Source organism: Salmonella sp. SAL03688, from assembly GCF_046551895.1.
Classification (GTDB): domain Bacteria; phylum Pseudomonadota; class Gammaproteobacteria; order Enterobacterales; family Enterobacteriaceae; genus Salmonella; species Salmonella enterica.
The window spans coordinates 177,867-196,474 of sequence record NZ_JBGDVI010000006.1; the positions used below are offsets into that span (position 1 = coordinate 177,867).

The following is an 18,608-nucleotide window of genomic DNA, read 5'->3' on the forward strand; positions in this document are numbered from 1 at the left end:
TCATACGGTTAATAGCGGTATTGTGTTTGCTATCTTCAGGAGGCATTCTGAAGATGCTTATTCGCAATATTTTCTATAGTTAACTGAAATTGTTGTGGCGTCGGCATCGTCCCCTTATTAAACAGCGGCGTAACCTCTTTCATAACGATTTTCTCAGCATACGCTTTAAAAGACACTTGCTGATTATGATTTATAAACATATGCGGATATTTAATGCTCGCTGCAGCAATGAGGGGGACGACAAAAGGATTCGCCCCTGCCCCACCTGGAGTAAATACACCATTTTTTATCTCCCCAGGTAGCCCCGCATTCTGCGCAGCCTCTCCTATCTCTTTCAGAAAGGGGGTAATACTGACCCCTTTACTGATGAGTAATTTACAACAGTGATCTTTATTATTACTGTACACGGCTGATAATATGGCTTCGCATGTCTGACGAGCATAGGCCGGATCTTTACTCGCATTACCTTTGATATCCAGACTATTGAGCTTTTGCAGCATAAAATCTTTAACAGTTTTACTGGTTAATACTGCCCTACCCTCAGAAGCGTTCCCACGATGAAAATGGGTAGTCGGTATGTCTGTTTGTTGATGCAGGCTAAAACGATCTGACAGACTCGTCGACAGGCTGATAAAGCTATTTCTAACGGCAGTAATACTTTTTGCAAAAATGTCCTTCTCCGTTGTTTTTTCTTTTACTGGTTCAACGTCACTTCTATGGATTCTGTAGTGCTGGGTGGATAGTGTTATATTAGTCACGGTAGTTCTCCTTTTAGATAACTATGCATAGCTACACTTTGTTTATATTTCTTGCTTTCAAAAAATAGCCACCTTCTCCACAACCATTTTTACTCATTGATCTGTATAAATTTTATTTTCCTGATGAATTTTGTTCTTCTGTCACTTAGCCTGTTTTTTTTTCGGCACAAGGTGATCGACTTTTATCGAGGAACATTTTTATCGGGACAATCCTGAACAGGCAAAACATCACTTCAATTCAACTGCTGCGTCACACAAAACATTCATGAATATTATTATTTATGCTGATGTTGTTACGATTTTGCCCCCATTCAAACGCTGACTGTCAGTTATCCTGCCAGCGAGTTAGCTGCTTTTTCAAAACCTATAAAGTCTCCACGCCAAACCTCTCCACCACTGTAATCCTTATCTAAATATCAATTAATTAACTGATTTTTATATATTATGACTTTTCATGGCGTTCAGAAAAACTACAAATGAAATGGATTGACTCATCTATTAGTGGTCAAAAAAACGCGCTACGAGAAATAATCAGTAACAATTGCAACACTATTCCAATCATAACGTAAACTATATGATACCAGGCGATTATTATTGCTTTTAGGTAACATCTTTGTATGGCTGCTTTTAAGCAACAATACTCTAACACAACATATAACATTATAACTTACAATAGGTTAACAAATGGAATTACAGCTTATGCTTAACCACTTTTTCGAGCGCGTCAGAAAGGATGCAAATTTCAACGCATTTCTAATCGATCTGGAATATAATAATATCGCTTATTACATCTATTTTGTTGCTACCGGTAATGTGAAAATTATCACTCATGCAGGCCACTTCATTTCTATTAAAAGCAATAGAAAGCTGATTAAAGTCAATTCAACACCGAATACGCAATTAATAAAATTGACTTCAGCCAAACACTTTTCGGGGGAGCATTCCTATGAAAAATACTGTACCGATCTGGCAACAGCAGGCGTTTTTAAATGGATTGTGGAATTAAACCAAAAAACTCGACAATACTGGTCGAAAGACAACCAATTATTATATATAGAAAATGTGGTCATGCCGCTTTAACAAGCCAGGGTAATAATAGCGTCAGTCGTGACATCCGGCGTGTTGCGACTGCGGGTTATCCATTTAGAGACCATAATGAGAGTCTGACTGCGAGAGTTACCCTGTGCAGTCCGACCGACGCAGCAACGTTTGACACGATGCTCGACAATAGCATCTCCTGATGCAGGAGAAATGATATTCAAAGCGATATCGACTAAAAGCTCAAAATATTTGCCTGCTATTTATATTCCATCTAATTAATACCCTCCGGGAAGTGTGGCATAATTGCAGAATCTGTCAGGATTCCGGGAACATACCGGAGCGTAATCGAAAAACCATCTGGAGATGTATGAGCAAGGATGAAATCAGTTATCAAATTCTTTACCGGTACTCTCTGGAAAAGCTGTACAGTACTCTTACCAGAAGAGTAGATAACCTGCTGTCATTCGCCCTCGTTTTTCTCGGGGTCGGCGTCACCATAAACGTCGGGAGTCCCTTTATTCTGGGGCCAGGCATTGTGGGTATCGCCATACTAAAAAGAGTACTCCGCTTCGGCACGCGATCAGCACAGGCCGACCGGCAGTCCCGCGCCTGGCTGAAACTTTTTAATACTCAGCACCGCTTTCTTTCAGATAAAACACTGTTCCTTGCCTTCACATCGCTTGAGCAAGACGCGAGCGAAGCATGGTCCATGCTTATTGGTCCTGCCATCGTCATGACTGAGACCGCCCTCGGAAAAACGTCCATTGAGCCATTGACGGCGGGTGAAAAACTCTGCGCATTTTTGAGTGGCGCGACGAAATCCCAGCCAGCAGATCGCAATTGACCTGTCTTCTAAACGCCTGCGCCATACCACAGAGATTTAGTATAAAATTAATTAATGGAGTACTAACGCTGTCAGCAGGTTTCTCTGAGTGAAAGATTCGTATTATACGCACAGCCCAGTTTACAGTTTATATAACAGCGCAATATGTTTTTGTATCCGCGCCATGCCGCCTACAAGCGGCTGTCTGAGTACCTCTAGCAGTGCCAGGGGGTATTAGCTCAAATGTGAGCTGACATATCTATGGCACAGTGCCAAACCTAATCTGACTGTCCGCCCTGTGCCAGAAGCGGACGCTGATCATGGTGTGTACAGGCCACCAGTACGATATATTATAAAGCCACCAGATTGCAGCTTTCATAAAACTATGGGTATTCAAATGCAGCAAAGCTATAAACCAGGCTTAATTAAATAATGCCTTTGCGAACCTACTTTAGGAAAGTCCGGTAGCGACATTTGAAGTATATAACCCTGTTTTTCATAAAAAGGGAGAGCCTGGAAGCTAAAGGTATCTACAAGTCCATGAACACAGCCTTTCCGCAAACCTTCTTTTTCGGCCATCTCCATAAGTTTGCTCCCCAGACCGTTGCTCCTTGCAGATTCACTTACCCAAAGATAGTCGATGCAGAGCCACGGACCTTTTCTGTCAGCAATTAATCCGCCTACCATTTCGCCGCTTTCGTTTCTGCAGTAGACCCCAAGCTGCCCATTTTTACTAAAATCGACGAACTGAGCATTGTAGCTTCTTAATCCGGCTAATAGTTCTTCTTTATCAAATTCAGTAACTTGATGTGTAATTTGAATGTCCATACATGCCCAATTGAACAAGTTTGTATTTGGAATATAACGTTATAAATAAGTTGATTAAATGTATCAATAGAAAGTTTGCTTTTACTCCTGGGGGCAGGTTACACCCGCTACTCGCTTCAAGCAGACTGTCAGTTGGAGTCTGAGCTGGTACAATTAATGTGCCACTGGTTAGAAATCAGTAATACGATTTTATCAGGCTGGTGCTCTGGCCTGTCAGGATTTGAGGTATCCACCCGGTTTACCAGCACCCTGTATTTGGCACCAGTGGAACCCACTTCCCGATCCAGGATATCCAGTACCCACCACCGAACCTTTTTCCCCAAAAGACATGAGCAACCTCAAGCGCCTTGTCTGGATGATAACCACGGCATGAAGTTTGATAACGCGTGGAATCAGGGCGTTTGGTTCGCTCTCCGTTCAGCAACTGGACGCCCTTCTCCCCAGCCTTTCAGCGTTGAAAATTTGCCAGCGCTGGGTGAAAAGTGTAGGCGAATTATGAAAATCACTTCTGCCGTTTATACTTCGAAAAGACGTTATCAAAAAAGTGGTTCGCAAGCGCGGAGTTATTAAACCTTTACTTAACGAAATACGCTTTAAGTTGCTTGAATTGCAGCAGAAAGAAAACGACGGCTTGCTGATGCTGGACAAATTAAGCAAGCATGGCATCAATGGACTGATACGCCGTCAATAAAAGGAAGGGTGCATGGACGATCCCGTCACATCACCAATCACAACAGAAGAGCACAAAACAACATTTCACAGCGTAAAGGATAAAACACGATGCCATTTTCAATCAAACACATATGTTCAGGCCCAAAAGGACACTACCCAGAAATCTCCGGACCTATACAGAACAAGCCAGTACCGAGGAATTGCACACTGACCTCAACAACATGCAAAATACAGGAGTATACAGTATTCAGCAGATGTTCCTGCAGTTTTGAAATGCGACCACCCGGCACAGAAGAAAGAACCCCACGACTAAAACTCTCAGCAACGGAGCTCTCATGGCTATCTAAAACAATAGAAACAGAGAGGTGCAACACAAAAGAATGAGCCTGTCAGTAATTCTGTGTAAGTGTCCAGTTATTAAAGGTGATTGCTCAGGCGGTCACCGAACTCGATAATAAAACGGCTCATCGCCAGCCGCCAGTTCTGGATCGGCATACTCCATTTTTTTGATGCATCCTCGATCGCCAGATAAATAACTTTTTGTACTGAGTCATCCGTCGGGAACACTTTACGTTTCTTAATCGCGGCCCGGATCACGCTGTTCAAGGATTCGATTGCGTTTGCCGTATAGATGGCCTTGCGGATATCCGGCGGATAACTGAAGAGCGTATTGAGGTTTTCCCGGTGCGCACTCCAGCTTTTGCTGATTTGCGGATATTTATCGTCCCGGACTTTCGCGAACGCATCCATCGCCATCAGTACCGCCTCTTCGGTCGGGGCCGGATAGACCGTCTTCAGGCCGCTGGTGACGGCTTTGTAGTCTTTCCAGTCTACGTATTTCAGGCTGTTACGCACCATATGGATACTGCACAGCTGGATATGGGTTTGCGGGAAGACGCTATTTATCGCATCCGGGAAGCCCTTCAGACCATCCACACAGGCAATCAGGATGTCCTGAAGGCCCCGGGTTTTCAGCTCCGTCAGCACGCTTAGCCAGAACTTTTCGCATTCATTTTCGGCCAGCCACATACCCAGTAATTCTTTCTGGCCTTCGGTGTTGATACCCAGTGCCAGGAAGACGGCTTTGTTGATTACGCTGCCATTCTGACGGACTTTGACGACAACGCAGTCCATATAAACAATGGGGTACAGCGCATCCAGTTGCCGGTTTTGCCTCTCAGTGACCTGCTCTTTTACGGCGTCGGTGACTTTAGATATCAGCGAAGGTGACACATCGGCGTCGTACATCTCTTTGAAGGTGGCGACGATTTCGCGGGTAGTCATGCCTTTGGCGTAGAGGGATAAAATTTGGCTGTCCATCTGCGTAATGCGCGTCTGGTGCTTCTTAAGTAGCTGCGGTTCGAAGGTGTTTTCACGGTCACGCGGCGTGTTCAGTTCGATCTCGCCGTCATCGCATAACACCGTTTTTGACGAGTAGCCATTGCGGGTGTTTGAGCCTGTTTTGGGGGCGTTTTTCTCATACCCGGGGTGGTCAGTCAGCTACGCATTGAGCGCCGTTTCGACGGTTAATTTCGTCAGCATACGGGAAAACGGATTGAGGTCGGCTTCGGTTTTAAGGCCTTTAGCCAGTTCAGCCGCAAGGAATTTGAGTTTCTTTTCGTCCATAATTGCCTGTCTCCGTTACTGGAGTGAACATATCAAAAACAGGCAATTACACAATTTTAATTACAGTCTCAGTTCAGTCACATTATTGATGAGCGACTGTACGTTAAGCCAATCAAGACCGAGATGAAAATCGCTCTGCCACTTTCGCTCACCCCTCCTTCCATGGGTTTACGCCTCAGTACGGTGATTGATCGTTGCCGCCTGGTAAGCCGTAGCGAATACCTTATCAGCGCTGGCATACGCAAAAACCGCCCGAACGGGAGTATTCATCCTGACAGCCTGACTAAAAAATTTGTTGCGGCACGAAAATTTACCGGAATAAATTTAGTGATAACCCACCGACATTTCACGAGATCCGCAGCTTATCCGGACGACTATATAAAGATGCTTACGGGGAAGGGTTTGCTCAGAAACTCCTGGGACATACTTCCGAGAACACCACGAAACTCTATATCGATAAACGCGATAATAAAGCTTACGTGATGCTCTGATTTTGCTGTAAAAGAAATGTTAAACTGGATTTGGATCTGATATAACGAAAAAGCCCGGAATACAGAAATTCTGGAAAATTTCGGAAATTTCGGATTATTGATCATAAGCAACTGATTTATAAGAAAAAAAGGGACAGAATACGATTCCTGTTTACGGCAACAATTGATCTTTCTCTTTAAATTCATAATGTTACATATTAATTAAGTGATTTTAACGATTAGAACACGTTATTTTTGATTCTAATAGATTCAATTAGTTATCACTTTTTACGTTTTAATTCGGACGTATTTCGGGCCATTTTGCGTATAAATCCCCCGACCAAACAAACTCACTGCCCAATACATCACTCCCCTCTTCCATTGGGGGACTCCCGATGCCAAATACCCATGTAGACGAAGGCTTAATAGTGATGCCAACAAAAGCGATCGGGAAAAGCTGAACCGCATGCTGGAGGAAATGTTTGAAGAGGCTGATATGTGACTGGTAAAGGATGAGGCAGTATGGACAGCAACTAGGGAGGCATAATCAGGGTAAGCACCGCTGGATTTGATACCAAATATTCATAACACGCTCTACTATTCTTCGCTTCGGCGATACGGACATGAACAGCCAGCAGCCTGCCGCAGCCCGTTCTTACACGACGTGGCTACGGTTAACCCATAACACGGATCTCGTCAGGCTTTCCGGATCGCGCATCGTTACTGATGCAGGTAATCGTGGACAGAACATTGTTTTCCACAGGTCGGACAGGATAAGCGTATCTTATTAGCGACCTTTGCAGTAACAGTAACTGTCCCTGTGTTTTCATCAAGGGACAACTTCTTCAAGTGCCATGGCCCCGATGAGTTAATTTATGAGCGATAGCGACTTTTCGTCCATGGTCATAACCTCTGAATCTGAAGGAGGTTCATCAATAGATACAATGATGAGCGTTTATTTATAGATATTTGTAATCAGTCCCTGTTAGGTTATCTTAATATAAGAAGATCATTTAATTTTGGACACAGGAAAAGGTGATTGATTATGAATGTTGGACATATCGCTACAAAAAACTTCGCCGCAACTGAAGTGAGCACCTGTAACAGCCAACAGAATACTTCTACGGAGTTATCCTCCTGCATTATTAATGCAGCTTCAGAATGTACCGTTTTTGTCAGAACAATAATAAAGAAATCGGACAGTTATGATGCTATGCAAATTGACAGGCTTAAAATTGATACGCAGGAAAAATACGACGCTCTTAATTTACAAAGAGAACATCACAAGAAATTTCTGCAAACTATAAAAGCAAACTCTTTTGACAGAGCTATGGCTGAAAGACCAGAAAACCCAATATCTCTGAGTCTAATATATTCTTCCATTGATTCAATAAAATATAACACAGGGAACTGTGCTGATATGTCGCTAATTTTAGGTGCGATTATTGCAAAATATATACCACAAAGACTAACCGGAATAGGATTTTCGAAAAATAATGTATTTGATGCCAGAATAAGCACATCCCTTATGTATAATAGCGCGTCAGGAGGGAATCATGTGGTCGTTTTTTTGACTTTTACTGATTCAAAAGGAATATCGGAATATATACTTGACCCTTGGCTGGATGCGCGCATTTTCAAAAAGGAAGAGTCATATGAAATTTATAAAAACAATAGCAGTGAATATATCAATGAAAATCATTGCTTCGAAGCATACGATAAATACACTGCTATAATGAATAGCGCAGAATATATAGACGCCATAACAAAGACAATAAATCTTTTATATAGAGTTAATCTTGATGAAATTCAATTAACAAATCCATTTAAGTTTATATAATTAACTCTTATGGCTGATTAAAGGAGTGTTATTTTCCCATGAATGGCATCAAAGGCATGTTACTCGCCGGAAATTTTCTGTACAACGTCGAAACGCCAACATCATAAATAATCGCTACCTGCTGTCACGGTACTCCGGCCCTAATGAGGCGCCCGGCTGCGCCCATTGTTCCGTTGTTAGTTTCGGTCGTCGGCCACCAATTTGCCCCTGCTCCCTTGCCGCTGCCAGCCCGGCGCTGGTACGCTCAACGATCAGCTCACGCTCCATTTCAATGCCAGAACAGCAAGGCTCCTCCTGAGCGAAAAGGACATTTTTTGAAAGTTTCTGGAAAATAAAAATAGTACTATTTGAGCATTAATCTAATCAGCCGATTTTTTCTAATTCATCAATCAGATGGACATAGCATTTGCTATAAAAAATAAAAGTATTCCTGCTATCTATATATAAATGAGTTATGTACATATAAAAGGAGCATTACCGTGACAAAAATAACTTTATTTCCCCATAACTTTAGAATCCAAAAACAGGAAACCACACCACTAAAAGAAAAATCAACCGAGAAAAATTCTTTAGCAAAAAGTATTCTCGCAGTAAAAAATCACTTCATCAAATTAAATTCAAAATTATCGGAACGTTTTATTTCGCATAAGAACACTGAATCTTCTGCAACACACTTTCACCGAGGAAGCGCATCTGAGGGCCGGGCAGTGTTGACAAATAAAGTCGTTAAAAACTTTATGCTTCAAACGCTCCATGATATAGATATTAGAGGTAGCGCGAGTAAAGACCCCGCATACGCCAGCCAGACCCGTGAAGCTATACTATCGGCAGTTTACAGCAAGTATAAAGATCAGTATTGTAACTTGCTCATCAGCAAAGGAATCGACATAGCGCCTTTTCTTAAGGAAATTGGCGAGGCTGCGCAAAATGCAGGTCTGCCCGGAGCAACCAAGAATGACGTTTTTACGCCAAGCGGCGCAGGAGCCAATCCTTTTATAACTCCGTTGATTACATCAGCATACAGTAAGTATCCACATATGTTTACCAGTCAACATCAGAAGGCATCCTTTAACATCTATGCGGAGAAGATCATTATGACAGAAGTTGTACCGCTGTTTAATGAGTGTGCTATGCCGACTCCACAGCAATTCCAACAAATACTAGAAAACATTGCTAATAAATATATCCAAAACACTCCCTGAACACAGAAACACCAAAAAATATGCGAGCCTCTTCCTGATTAATATGAACCAATAGTATCCATAATTTTTCCCAGGAACTACCTCTGGAGCTAACTCTGGAGCTAAACCGTCATTTACCAGTGCTAAAATTATACACTCAACCATCAAAATAATAGCCATTGCTGCTATATAACATATAGCAGCAATCTCTACTACATAGCTATATTTTTATAACTGAGATGGTTTCTCCGGCCAGTCAGGATTTAAGGTATCCACCCGGTTTACCAGCACCCTGTATTTTTTCCATTCGTCGAGCTGCGCTTTCTCATCATCTGTTGCGAGTCCAAGATCAACCGCATCCTGAAGCGGCGCGATTTTTTCAGATGCCATTTGCAGGAGCCTGCTTTTGGTTTCTTCCGCCTGACGAAGCTGCGCTGCTTTTTCAGCCGCTTCATCCTTCACCCACGCCTTACCATCCCATTTCTGGTATTCACCGTCTGGTGAAACTGATGTGACGTTTTCGGGCAACGGGCCGAGTTCGGAGATATAAACCTGATTGCCGGTTGTTGTGTCGTAAACCGTCTCGCCGCGGTGATCCTCCTGCAGACTCCATGTTTGGGTTTCAGCGTCAAATACAGCAATATGACTGGAGGGAATATCAGGAGGGGCGATATCAGTACAGTTTGCCGGTAATCCAGTGTGCGGCGGGATATATGCATCACCTGCGCCAATAAATTCGTTTGTATCTGAACGAAGATTAAAAATTTTAATTGTCTGCGCCTGTTCGCTCATTTTAAAAGTCATTATGCCAGCCTCACTATGTAGTTAAATGCAATATTTTTAACCGTGGTTTCCGCATTACCGTCTGCGTCCACAATAACGACGTGTCCGTGTGGACCGATATACATGGTGTGCTCATGTCCTCCGATATAAACTGTATGTGCATGGTCGCCAGCGGCCTGTGTCCATGCACCACCTCCAGGCTGAAATGAGGTGTGATTGGAATCTCCCCAGTATGAATTGATATAACCGCCGAACTGGTGAGTATGATTGCCCGTGGTATTGGTCGATTTCGTGCCGTAATCAAAGGATGAGGTAGATTTTGTCCCTAAGTCAGTATCCTGCGCCCGCGCGGTGTGCGAGTGCGATTTATTGCCGTCCATTTCTTGCGACAATACGGCACGTCCACTGATGGGCTTACCCTTTATTGTCCAGCCTCTCATGTCAGGGATAACGCCGGACGGATACGCTATAGCCAGTAACGGGTAAGCAGATTTATCGAAGGACTGCCCATACATAAAAGCATAACCACCATCCGGGAGCACATCAGACGGCCATGCAATCGCCGCCCCTACTGGATACGAATCCGGTGGCGGATTTAGTGAGGTGTAGAACATCGCCCATTCTGACCACTCAGCGTCGGCGGTATCTCGATGGCTGCGAATATATGCGGGCGCAGGAGCACCATTAACCCCACTCCATCCGATTAATATCTCTCCATCACCGGTTCCGGTCAGACGCAAAATATTCCCGTATTGCGTTGGATAACCGTTATTGTAAACCTCGCCCATTATCAGGCCGCTATCGCTGCCCCTTGTCGTACCAGTCAGTGCCGGAAGCGCGCCGCGTGATGCCAGTCTGTTCGCTGCAACAGCCGTACCGTTGGCAGGAAGCGCTCCGATATTTTGTACAAACAGCGGCTTTTCCGGAATATCGCTACCGTTCTGGTCTTTGGCGAGGTATTTAAGATCCGTCTGCTCCTGGCTGTAGACCTGAAGATTATCCCGTGCCGTTCCTTTATTCTGAAGGTCTGACAGATTGTTTTTCTGCCACAGAAACAGCTTCAGGGGATCTGCCAGCAGGTTTACCCAGCCTGCGCTGTCGGCACCTTCCGGATCGGTCAGGTTATCGTCAATGGTATTCAGCCAGACCGCTGTTGTTGAGACTCCGGCGAGAATGGCATCTTTTGCATACCCACCAATGGCCCCGGCGAAATCGGCATTATACGTGTACAAACCACCAGCCTGGACGTACCGTATTGCTGCGGTAATATCGTGCATCAGACCGTTAAAATCCTTGCCGTGCGGCGGTATACCGCCCGCTGAAATCGGGGTCATGGTCACCGGAGGAAAACCCGAATCATACGCCGCGTTACCGCTCTCTTTGGTCTGCTGCGTCGCCTTGTCCGGGATATTATTTTTATCCCCGGTACTCGCAAAGGGTACTGCCAGTTGACGGGGTTTATCGTTAAGCTTCATTACTGGTCTCCTTTAAAACCACTGAGACATAAACACCCGGCGGGGACGGCAGTGCTCCCGATGACTGGATAATCGCCAGTTCTGCCGACGAGAGAGCAAACTCAAAGATGTAACTCATCCTCAGTCCACCATTATTCAGAACATAAGCCCGGCGGTTTTTTCCGAACATAAACCGCAGCATCCGGTTAATATCCGGCACAGAGCAGTCAGTAATATTCGACATGGCTTTCATCAGTATCAGCCGCCGGTATATCTCATCAGACAGGTCAACGGTCCGGGTAACCGCTTTTCCGCTGTAAAACGGTGCCTGATTAAACGGACGCGGGTCATCCATTACCGGGTTGTCCATCCGGGCCTCGCTGAAACCCAGGTAATTAAAATCGTCCTTTACCGTCAGCCGGCGACTGACGCCCACAATCTTTCCCCAGACATCAAGACCGTACTTTTCTGCAGTATCGATGTTCCAGATAAGGTCATAAAAATCATTGATAAAACTGTCGGGGGAAAGCGCTGCGTTAAAGCTGTTAATGAGGGCATTGAGTCGGGGGCTGGCGGCATACTGTGCAAGCACGGTTGCAGCCACATTCTGCACGTTACGCCTCCTGTAGTTTCACACCGATATTCGACACCTCCAGAACCGGAATCTCATCTATCCCGAAAGTGACAGCAGTTGTCCATGACGAGCCGTCACGACTCACAGTAAGGCCCAGAATATCGATATTTTCCGGATCGGTTTTGTAAACGCCGGCATAGTAGCGCCCTGCGGAGACAACAGAGGCTACCCTTGCCCGCAGACCACCATCTGTACCGTTAAACGCGGACAACACAGATTGCTGTACCTGTTGGGTAATATCTGAGGGCAGATAGTCACTTTTTTTCAGCGTCACACTGACATGCAGACTGACAGGTTTGAGTGTCTGCCAGGTGATCACGTATTCAGGATACGGCGGATCGTACTCCTTATCCGCAACGGTGAACGTTGTGTCGCCGTTCATATCAATACCCGGCGGAGCCTTACGCCAGATGGCCGCCGCGATATCTGCCGGACTGCCGCCGTACACGCCAACATAAAACGAACCGGGTGTTAACGGATACTGACTGACCCCGGCTTTTTGTTCCGTTTTTTTCGGATTATGGGTGACGTAAACATCCACCACGTTTTCTACCGTAGAGAGTATTTCACCCCGGATGGCTTCCAGAATATTACGGGCATTACGGGCAACTGAATTACGCCGACGATTTTCAAAGTCCGCGCGGGTTTCCTCGTCGCTGCCCGGTACACCTGCACTGGCGTTAGTGACACCTGACCAGCCGGGTATTGCCTTATAAATTTTATTCAGAGTTCCCGCCGGACAGCCGACAGGCCCGGTGGACAAATTCAGGAATACCACATCAACCTGCCCTGATGCGCCGATTGTAGCGTCTGACAGACTGACGTACTTATAACCGGCCTCATCCTGCGCCATACTGCCCGCCGGGATCAGCGTACCAACCAGCCCGGTGCAGGTTGCCGTTACTGTCGTACCTGTAGCCCCGCGTCGTTCCAGGAAATAAATCTTTCCTATTGCATCCTGAAAGCGTCCACTGGAGAAGTCAGGGTTTACCTGGTTAACGATATACAGCAACTGATCGTTTTTATCCGCGATAATGGCACTTTCGCTTGATGCAAGCTGCCCCTGCGGACTGCTCAGACTGGTACTCATTGCGCCGCCCAGCGCACCAGAAAAATCGCTGAGCCTGCCGCTCAGAATATCCGCTTCATCCGGCACGTTCAGCCCGCTGTCCGTAATACGCACAGCGGGTACTGCGGTAGAAAAAGATTTATTTTCACTCATAGCAGTACCGTAAAAATGTCGTTATTGGTATCTGTAATGCGCAGCACTCCCGTTACTGTCCGGGCTTTATCAACAGTGACCTGGCAAATTGCGGCGCTCACGGTCGGCAGTTTAAGTGCTTCCTGTTGCAGGGTGGCATTCACCAGTTGTGTGCCGGGCCAGTGTCCGAGGATGCGTGACCAGTAAGGTATGCCGGACGTTGAGTCGTACCAGCACTCCCCCAGAAAGGTACTGCACGCACACGCCACATCCTGGGCTACCGCATGGGGATTATCAGTAATGGCAAGATTACCGGTATCATCAAGCAGGATGTCCCATGTCCCGGTGTCGAGAAGAAGCGATCGTGACTGCATATTTTCTCCTGTTTACTGCGGTCCCTGCGTGGTCGAACCGCCGGACTTAACACCACTGTGAACATGGTTTCCAAAATCAATACCGCCAATCTTCGCGCCACCGGAAAGCTCAGACTGTCCGGTAACATTAAGCCCCTGGCTGACGGCAGCATCCCCGTTAAGCGCGATTTTTGGAGAGTTAACAGTGAAACTTTTCGAGGCGTTCACGATGCCTTCCGGCGCAGAAATCTCCACTTTCCAGGGGGAAATAACCCGTATCTGGTTGTCAGCAAATTCCACGAACTGTACGGGCGCACCGTTAAGCACACCACCAAACCAGATGGCATCGGCGTAGTTATGAGTACGTTTTGATCCCGGCATCGCGGCCTGACGCGTGGCTTTTACCGCACTGATATCCCGGTCGCAGATGCCGAGGAAACCAATATCGCCCACATGTGGCGGCATAATCACCGCATTGCTGCCCCCCTGTAGCCGCCATACGGGAAGGTTATAAATCACCTCATGCTCAACCGGGGAACCGTCTGCTGCAACGCCCATTACCATCGGTCGGACATCAATAAACTCCCCCTCCACCGCCACTACCTGCCCCAGAGTGATAAATACGTGTTTCCCGAGAAACTGCCGCAGCATAAAGTCCTGCGCATTGATTTCGCTGTTTACGTCCGTCGGATTACTGAGTGGTTGTGCCATTATCGTTAAGCCTTGTCATGGTACAGTTGGAGCTCCACGGACCGCCCACGGTTCGCGAGGTAATGGTGTGTATCACTCCGGTTAACTGGTAATCGCCTGTCACGTTAGGTAGTGACGATTCCAGATGGACCCGCCGACCGATGAAAAGATCGGGGCAGAATGTCGTGGTGGCGCTGAGGCCGGTCATGGTATAGACCGGATATCCAATAAGCCCGTGGTCCGGCGAAATATGCACAGCCGGAATATCCAGGGCTTTGTCCTTCGGCCAGATGGTGACTTTCTCCGCGTCCCCCAGGTCGATGTTAATATCGGCGGCTGAAGCGGCATCCAGCATTTGTTGTACAAGGTTTCCGGAAAAGTGTGGATTCGACAGGCTGCGACTGACGCCCTGATTTTCAAATTTCAGCCCGGCAGATGACGCCAGCGCACGGATGATATCTGCAACCGGCACATCACCTTTCGCGCTGAAATCGGCCGCTGTCTGATTACGCAGGTTGAAACTAACCTGCCCGGTCAGAATAAGGGGTATATCCGGCGCCTGGTTGTAGTCCGCATACGCATCGGTAATATCTCCCTCGAAAATAAGCCGACCACCAGCCCGTACCCGCATTTCATTGGCCGTACTTTGAGCGGGTCGCCACACGCCCCGATAACTCAGGTCGGCCATATGCGCCGGAGACAGCCCCCAGATATACAGGGTTATCTGCGTTCCGGCAGTTCCGCCATATACCGTGACAGTGGCAAAACATTTAGCTCCTGAAACAGTCAGAATATTACCCTTACCATTGTCGAACGTCCGCCCGTCTGACAGGGTGAACTCCACGGTAATGTCACGCTGTACATAGCTCATGTCAGCTCCTCAGGCGACAGCCAGTAGAGCCGGTACCGTGAACCAAGCCCCCGCCAGTCGGGATCGTGGTTCCCCTCCGTGTCGGAAAAAAACAGATCACCCTGAAACGGCAGGTATCCGTATCGGACAATCCGGTTATTGTTCAGGCACAACACGCCATACAGGCACGGTTCACCGTTAACGGTAATATCGATATACATCCCCGTAGTACGCTGATTCAGGCGAATGATGCAGACCTGAGCACCCAGTGTCACCGTAAACTGCTGGGCTTTGACGGGAGATAAAACAATTTCCAGCATCAGGTGATCCCCCTGTTCGTGACGCTCCGTCTGTCAGCGTCTGACGGTTGTGTCACCGACGCCGTAACTGGCTGAGTTTTAACCGATGCTGCCCCTTTTGCTTTATCGTTGTCCGTGGGAGACTGGTTATCCGTACTTCCCACTGACACCTCTCCTGTATTCATTACCGCCTGGAATACTGCGCTGACCGTCAGTAATGTCGGTCCATTATTACTTCGCGTTCGGTAGTCGTATTTCACCAGGTCGTAGGATGTCCATGTCTTGTCCGGCGTCTCAATATCGTAAAGTCCTGCTGTGGTACGCATCATTTCAAGCGTTTCCAGCACATTCGATCGCGAGGTGGTGGAAAAATTTGTCAGGTTCGGGACGGCCCCGGAAAACGCCGTCCACCCCTCTACAGTGAAAGTCACATGCAGCTCCGGCGGTCGCTGGATTTTATTAAAGGTGGTATAGGCTCCCTGTTCGACGGGGGCGGTGGAAACAGAAGCCTCCGCTCCCACCTCAACGACAACAAAAGAATCCGGGGAGAAAGGCCTCCCGCCCTTCAGGTGAACACCAGCCGGATCATTCCATGCGTAATAAATACCGAATGACGGTGCCAGTACACTGTTAATGAGTCCCAGGACACCGCCGCCACGAACGGCACTCAGTACGTTACTTTCATTGAGCGAAAAGTTATTCAGGGAAAGATTATCGAAAGAGAAACTCATCCTGTTACCCCGCTGGAATAAACTGAAACAAGCGCCGAATTCCTGATACGCCTACGCGCATCATCGGTAATGCCCTTCACATTGTCCGAGGTTGTAGTGACATTCAGCGTCCCGATATGCGTGGTTTCCGTTACGGTGGACTGAGATACAGGCGCCGGATGACGCGAGTGTACGGCCATTGCCGCCCCCGGATGGGGCAGATTCGCCAGAACGCGGGGAATATAGTTACGGGTCTCCTCCGGAGCAGCAGCCAGCCCCTTACGCTGAACATTTCCCTCACCCCAGTTGTATGCCGCCAGAGCCTTAGCCAGATCGCCATGAAAAAACCGCAGCAGGCCACCAAGTTTTCTCGCGGCGGCATCAGCGGATTTTGCAGGATCAAAGGCATCGTTTCCCCTCAGACCAAATTCCTTAGCCGTCTGCGGCATGAACTGAAACAGTCCCATCGCACCAGCGCGTGAGACGGCAAACTGATTACCACCGGATTCGGTGATCGCAACACTGCGCAGCAGTCCGGTCGGCAGGTTATATTTTGCCTCCAGTTGGGACAGTTTCGGTTGCAGCCAGCCTAACAGAGCCTCCCCGGCCTTCGTCGGACGCGGGCGGTTTTGCATGGCATTACCGAGTTTTTCCTGCGTCGCACGCATACCCTGTAGCCAGGATACCCCGGAGGCTGCTCCCCTCCCGGTTGCCAGAGAAGCCTGAGTATCCAGCATTCCCTGCTGCCATACTGTAGGTGATTGTGCATGGGTGATGTTGCCAGGCTTTTCTCCGGCATCCAGTTTTGCCTGGTATTCCTCCATCTCTTTCTTATTGAAAAAGAAAGTCCCGTCTGAAGCCCAGAAAAAACCATGCGAATCCAGCCAGTCCTTATTCTTCCTGCCAACGATGGATGTCATTAACCCGTCAACAACCGGGTAAAGCGCCGTTATCGCAAAAAGAAGGCCGCCGGGACCGTTGAGGGCCTTAGTCAGCCCCAGTACCCATGACGCCACTTTCAGCCCAGTCAGCGTAATAATGACATTCTGCCAGCCCCCCATTTCTCCGGCAGCCTTATTCACCCAGGAGGCCACTGACTCAACTTTATTCAGAAATGTGGTGATAAACTTGTTCACTTCCTCCGGATGTTGCTGCATCCAGTCACCGAGTTTCTCCAGCCATTTGCTGAATTCCGTGGCATACGGCATCAGTGCCGTACCTATAGTCAGACCAATTGTTGTCCATACCTGGTCCAGTTCTGCAAGGGCTTCCCGCAATTTGCGGGCTTTCCGGATTTTATCGTCGGAGACCTGCGAACGGGATGTAAAGTCATCCACATCCTGAAGAGCATGGCCTGAGCCAAGAAACTGCTGCCCGGCATAACTGAACCCCAGCGCATTACCGTAGGCTGTCTGTTCTGACTTTGTCAGTCGCGGAAAGGCAGACGCCAGCTTGCGCATGATGACTTCGGTACTGTCGGTATTTAAATCAACACTGACACCCGCACGGGCTGCAACCTGAAACAAATCCTGCAACACAGGATCAAAGGACTTTCCGGCTTTGAACGCGGCTTTTGCATCCGTAATCCGGGAAAACGCCCCGGTGAGCTCGCCAGCGTCAGCACCATTCGCCTGCCCTGCGCGTATCCAGCCGTCCAGATGTTTCGCTTTCATGCCAAAGGCATCGGAGGAAATTGACAGCCGGTTAAGATCACCGGCAAACCCCGTGACCAGGCTTTTAATTCCCCCCAGTGTCAGGGTGACGCCTGCCAGCGCCAGTATCTGAGTACGTATGCCGGAAAAAAACGTTGATGCCCGTTTACCTGCTGCCTCCATTCTCTTGGCGGTTTTTTCGGCCTTTTTTCCGGTATTCGCGATGGCATCACCGGTTCGCTTCCCCGCCTGTTCCATACCCGCGGCAGTTTTATCAGCGTCAGAGCCTGTTTTCTTCAGGGCCTTACCCGTGCGCTCACCGGCGGCTTCCGTCTCACGTGCAGCTTTATCCGCATCACTGCCTGTTTTCGCCAGGGCATTACTGGCCTGTTTTTGCCCCAGTTCGAAAACATCCGCCACCCGCTCCATTGCGGCGGTCAGTCGGTCCAGTGCAGCGTGCGCAGCCTGTTCCCCGGCGGTAAAGTCCTTACTTTCTATATCCAGTGCCAGAACCAGCTCATCAAGTACCGCTGCCATTCTGTGTCTCCTGCATCACACGTTCGTTATGGGCGTCCACCTGAATAATCTCAAGCAGATCCCATAAGTCCTGCACACCAAGTACGGAATCCAGTTCGGCTTTTGAAGCCTTACCGGAGGAGATAACGGTCGCAATGGTGCGGGGAACGTTAACGTAATCCACCACCCCGAACGGTCTGTCGGGGCCGAGATAACGCGGGGGAATA

General features: G+C 47.7%; 17 protein-coding genes and 7 pseudogenes. 8 read left to right on the forward strand and 16 right to left on the reverse strand.

Features of this window, described 5'->3' with window-relative positions:
• Positions 1–35: 35 nt before the first annotated feature.
• Complete coding sequence (gene sopE2 / locus ACLJR2_RS08690) at positions 36–758, reverse strand: SPI-1 type III secretion system guanine nucleotide exchange factor SopE2 (protein ID WP_000182070.1); 723 nt, start codon at positions 756–758, stop codon at positions 36–38.
• Positions 759–1,442: 684 nt separating this feature from the next.
• Between sopE2 and ACLJR2_RS08695 the strand changes: the two genes are divergently transcribed.
• Both ACLJR2_RS08695 and ACLJR2_RS08700 read left to right on the forward strand, forming a co-directional pair.
• Entirely contained in the window at positions 1,443–1,838 is a 396-nt protein-coding gene (locus ACLJR2_RS08695) for a DUF1398 domain-containing protein (protein WP_000422887.1), read from the forward strand.
• 328 nt (positions 1,839–2,166) lie between these two features.
• Complete coding sequence (locus ACLJR2_RS08700) at positions 2,167–2,643, forward strand: hypothetical protein (protein WP_000030939.1); 477 nt, start codon at positions 2,167–2,169, stop codon at positions 2,641–2,643.
• 387 nt (positions 2,644–3,030) lie between these two features.
• Here ACLJR2_RS08700 and ACLJR2_RS08705 read toward each other — a convergent pair whose 3' ends face one another.
• Complete coding sequence (locus ACLJR2_RS08705) at positions 3,031–3,450, reverse strand: GNAT family N-acetyltransferase (RefSeq protein ID WP_000354401.1); 420 nt, start codon at positions 3,448–3,450, stop codon at positions 3,031–3,033.
• A 369-nt stretch (positions 3,451–3,819) separates the two neighbouring features.
• On the opposite strand from ACLJR2_RS08705, the pseudogene ACLJR2_RS08710 reads away from it, so the two are divergent.
• Both ACLJR2_RS08710 and ACLJR2_RS08715 read left to right on the forward strand, forming a co-directional pair.
• Positions 3,820–4,088: pseudogene (locus ACLJR2_RS08710) on the forward strand (hypothetical protein).
• A 165-nt stretch (positions 4,089–4,253) separates the two neighbouring features.
• The gene (locus ACLJR2_RS08715; protein WP_031607778.1) at positions 4,254–4,394 is read left to right on the forward strand and encodes a hypothetical protein; all 141 of its coding nucleotides are present in this window, start codon (positions 4,254–4,256) and stop codon (positions 4,392–4,394) included.
• A 145-nt stretch (positions 4,395–4,539) separates the two neighbouring features.
• Here ACLJR2_RS08715 and ACLJR2_RS08720 read toward each other — a convergent pair.
• A pseudogene (locus tag ACLJR2_RS08720) lies at positions 4,540–5,748 on the reverse strand (IS256 family transposase).
• Between the two features lie 69 nt (positions 5,749–5,817).
• Here ACLJR2_RS08720 and ACLJR2_RS08725 point away from each other — a divergent pair.
• Both ACLJR2_RS08725 and ACLJR2_RS08730 read left to right on the forward strand, forming a co-directional pair.
• A pseudogene (locus ACLJR2_RS08725) lies at positions 5,818–6,239 on the forward strand (tyrosine-type recombinase/integrase); the annotation flags it as partial.
• Positions 6,240–6,636: 397 nt separating this feature from the next.
• Positions 6,637–6,720: pseudogene (locus ACLJR2_RS08730) on the forward strand (DinI-like family protein); the annotation flags it as partial.
• A 221-nt stretch (positions 6,721–6,941) separates the two neighbouring features.
• Here ACLJR2_RS08730 and ACLJR2_RS08735 read toward each other — a convergent pair.
• Positions 6,942–7,091, reverse strand: a pseudogene (locus ACLJR2_RS08735) (ISL3 family transposase); the annotation flags it as partial.
• A gap of 166 nt (positions 7,092–7,257) precedes the next feature.
• Between ACLJR2_RS08735 and ACLJR2_RS08740 the strand changes: the two are divergent.
• Positions 7,258–8,058 carry a hypothetical protein gene (locus ACLJR2_RS08740; protein WP_043991138.1) on the forward strand — a complete coding sequence of 267 codons (801 nt, stop codon included), beginning with the start codon at positions 7,258–7,260 and terminating at the stop codon, positions 8,056–8,058.
• A 28-nt stretch (positions 8,059–8,086) separates the two neighbouring features.
• Here ACLJR2_RS08740 and ACLJR2_RS08745 read toward each other — a convergent pair.
• Positions 8,087–8,328, reverse strand: a pseudogene (locus ACLJR2_RS08745) (helix-turn-helix domain-containing protein); the annotation flags it as partial.
• Positions 8,329–8,537: 209 nt separating this feature from the next.
• On the opposite strand from ACLJR2_RS08745, the gene sopE reads away from it, so the two are divergent.
• Positions 8,538–9,260: an SPI-1 type III secretion system guanine nucleotide exchange factor SopE gene (sopE, locus tag ACLJR2_RS08750; RefSeq protein ID WP_000161704.1), complete on the forward strand. Its 723-nt coding sequence runs from the start codon at positions 8,538–8,540 to the stop codon at positions 9,258–9,260.
• 207 nt (positions 9,261–9,467) lie between these two features.
• On the opposite strand, the gene ACLJR2_RS08755 is transcribed toward sopE, so the two are convergent.
• From ACLJR2_RS08755 to ACLJR2_RS08805, 11 genes and pseudogenes are all read right to left on the reverse strand, one after another.
• Positions 9,468–10,043, reverse strand: coding sequence for a tail fiber assembly protein (locus ACLJR2_RS08755; RefSeq protein ID WP_000143174.1), 576 nt, complete (start codon positions 10,041–10,043; stop codon positions 9,468–9,470).
• Positions 10,043–10,918: pseudogene (locus tag ACLJR2_RS08760) on the reverse strand (phage tail protein); the annotation flags it as partial. The pseudogene ACLJR2_RS08760 and the gene ACLJR2_RS08755, both read right to left, overlap by 1 nt.
• A gap of 568 nt (positions 10,919–11,486) precedes the next feature.
• Positions 11,487–12,089: a DUF2612 domain-containing protein gene (locus ACLJR2_RS08765; RefSeq protein WP_001181747.1), complete on the reverse strand. Its 603-nt coding sequence runs from the start codon at positions 12,087–12,089 to the stop codon at positions 11,487–11,489.
• A gap of 1 nt (position 12,090) precedes the next feature.
• A complete protein-coding gene (locus tag ACLJR2_RS08770; protein WP_001534351.1) occupies positions 12,091–13,332 on the reverse strand; it encodes a baseplate J/gp47 family protein in 1,242 nt (413 codons plus the stop codon).
• On the reverse strand, positions 13,329–13,685 hold the full coding sequence (locus ACLJR2_RS08775; RefSeq protein WP_001191865.1) for a hypothetical protein: 357 nt from the start codon (positions 13,683–13,685) through the stop codon (positions 13,329–13,331). The genes ACLJR2_RS08770 and ACLJR2_RS08775 overlap by 4 nt, the downstream gene beginning before the upstream one ends.
• A 12-nt stretch (positions 13,686–13,697) precedes the next feature.
• On the reverse strand, positions 13,698–14,375 hold the full coding sequence (locus ACLJR2_RS08780; protein WP_001534334.1) for a Gp138 family membrane-puncturing spike protein: 678 nt from the start codon (positions 14,373–14,375) through the stop codon (positions 13,698–13,700).
• On the reverse strand, positions 14,356–15,225 hold the full coding sequence (locus tag ACLJR2_RS08785; protein ID WP_000122818.1) for a baseplate hub protein: 870 nt from the start codon (positions 15,223–15,225) through the stop codon (positions 14,356–14,358). The genes ACLJR2_RS08780 and ACLJR2_RS08785 overlap by 20 nt, the downstream gene beginning before the upstream one ends.
• Positions 15,222–15,524, reverse strand: coding sequence for a phage baseplate plug protein (locus ACLJR2_RS08790; protein ID WP_001534376.1), 303 nt, complete (start codon positions 15,522–15,524; stop codon positions 15,222–15,224). Before ACLJR2_RS08790 ends, ACLJR2_RS08785 begins: the two co-directional genes overlap by 4 nt.
• On the reverse strand, positions 15,524–16,234 hold the full coding sequence (locus ACLJR2_RS08795) for a phage baseplate protein (protein WP_001525483.1): 711 nt from the start codon (positions 16,232–16,234) through the stop codon (positions 15,524–15,526). Before ACLJR2_RS08795 ends, ACLJR2_RS08790 begins: the two co-directional genes overlap by 1 nt.
• Entirely contained in the window at positions 16,231–18,402 is a 2,172-nt protein-coding gene (locus ACLJR2_RS08800; RefSeq protein WP_001534380.1) for a transglycosylase SLT domain-containing protein, read from the reverse strand. Before ACLJR2_RS08800 ends, ACLJR2_RS08795 begins: the two co-directional genes overlap by 4 nt.
• The gene (locus ACLJR2_RS08805; RefSeq protein ID WP_000228830.1) at positions 18,386–18,568 is read right to left on the reverse strand and encodes a hypothetical protein; all 183 of its coding nucleotides are present in this window, start codon (positions 18,566–18,568) and stop codon (positions 18,386–18,388) included. Before ACLJR2_RS08805 ends, ACLJR2_RS08800 begins: the two co-directional genes overlap by 17 nt.
• Positions 18,569–18,608: the final 40 nt, after the last annotated feature.

Excerpts from the sequence above, each read along its gene's own strand:
- ACLJR2_RS08695 (WP_000422887.1), top strand. The coding sequence starts at position 1,443 with ATGGAATTACAGCTTATGCTTAACCACTTTTTCGAGCGCGTCAGAAAG.
- ACLJR2_RS08700 (WP_000030939.1), top strand. The coding sequence starts at position 2,167 with ATGAGCAAGGATGAAATCAGTTATCAAATTCTTTACCGGTACTCTCTG.
- ACLJR2_RS08705 (WP_000354401.1), bottom strand. The coding sequence starts at position 3,450 with ATGGACATTCAAATTACACATCAAGTTACTGAATTTGATAAAGAAGAA.
- ACLJR2_RS08715 (WP_031607778.1), top strand. The coding sequence starts at position 4,254 with ATGTTCAGGCCCAAAAGGACACTACCCAGAAATCTCCGGACCTATACA.
- ACLJR2_RS08755 (WP_000143174.1), bottom strand. The coding sequence starts at position 10,043 with ATGACTTTTAAAATGAGCGAACAGGCGCAGACAATTAAAATTTTTAAT.
- ACLJR2_RS08770 (WP_001534351.1), bottom strand. The coding sequence starts at position 13,332 with ATGAGTGAAAATAAATCTTTTTCTACCGCAGTACCCGCTGTGCGTATT.
- ACLJR2_RS08775 (WP_001191865.1), bottom strand. The coding sequence starts at position 13,685 with ATGCAGTCACGATCGCTTCTTCTCGACACCGGGACATGGGACATCCTG.
- ACLJR2_RS08780 (WP_001534334.1), bottom strand. The coding sequence starts at position 14,375 with ATGGCACAACCACTCAGTAATCCGACGGACGTAAACAGCGAAATCAAT.
- ACLJR2_RS08785 (WP_000122818.1), bottom strand. The coding sequence starts at position 15,225 with ATGAGCTATGTACAGCGTGACATTACCGTGGAGTTCACCCTGTCAGAC.
- ACLJR2_RS08790 (WP_001534376.1), bottom strand. The coding sequence starts at position 15,524 with ATGCTGGAAATTGTTTTATCTCCCGTCAAAGCCCAGCAGTTTACGGTG.
- ACLJR2_RS08795 (WP_001525483.1), bottom strand. The coding sequence starts at position 16,234 with ATGAGTTTCTCTTTCGATAATCTTTCCCTGAATAACTTTTCGCTCAAT.
- ACLJR2_RS08800 (WP_001534380.1), bottom strand. The coding sequence starts at position 18,402 with ATGGCAGCGGTACTTGATGAGCTGGTTCTGGCACTGGATATAGAAAGT.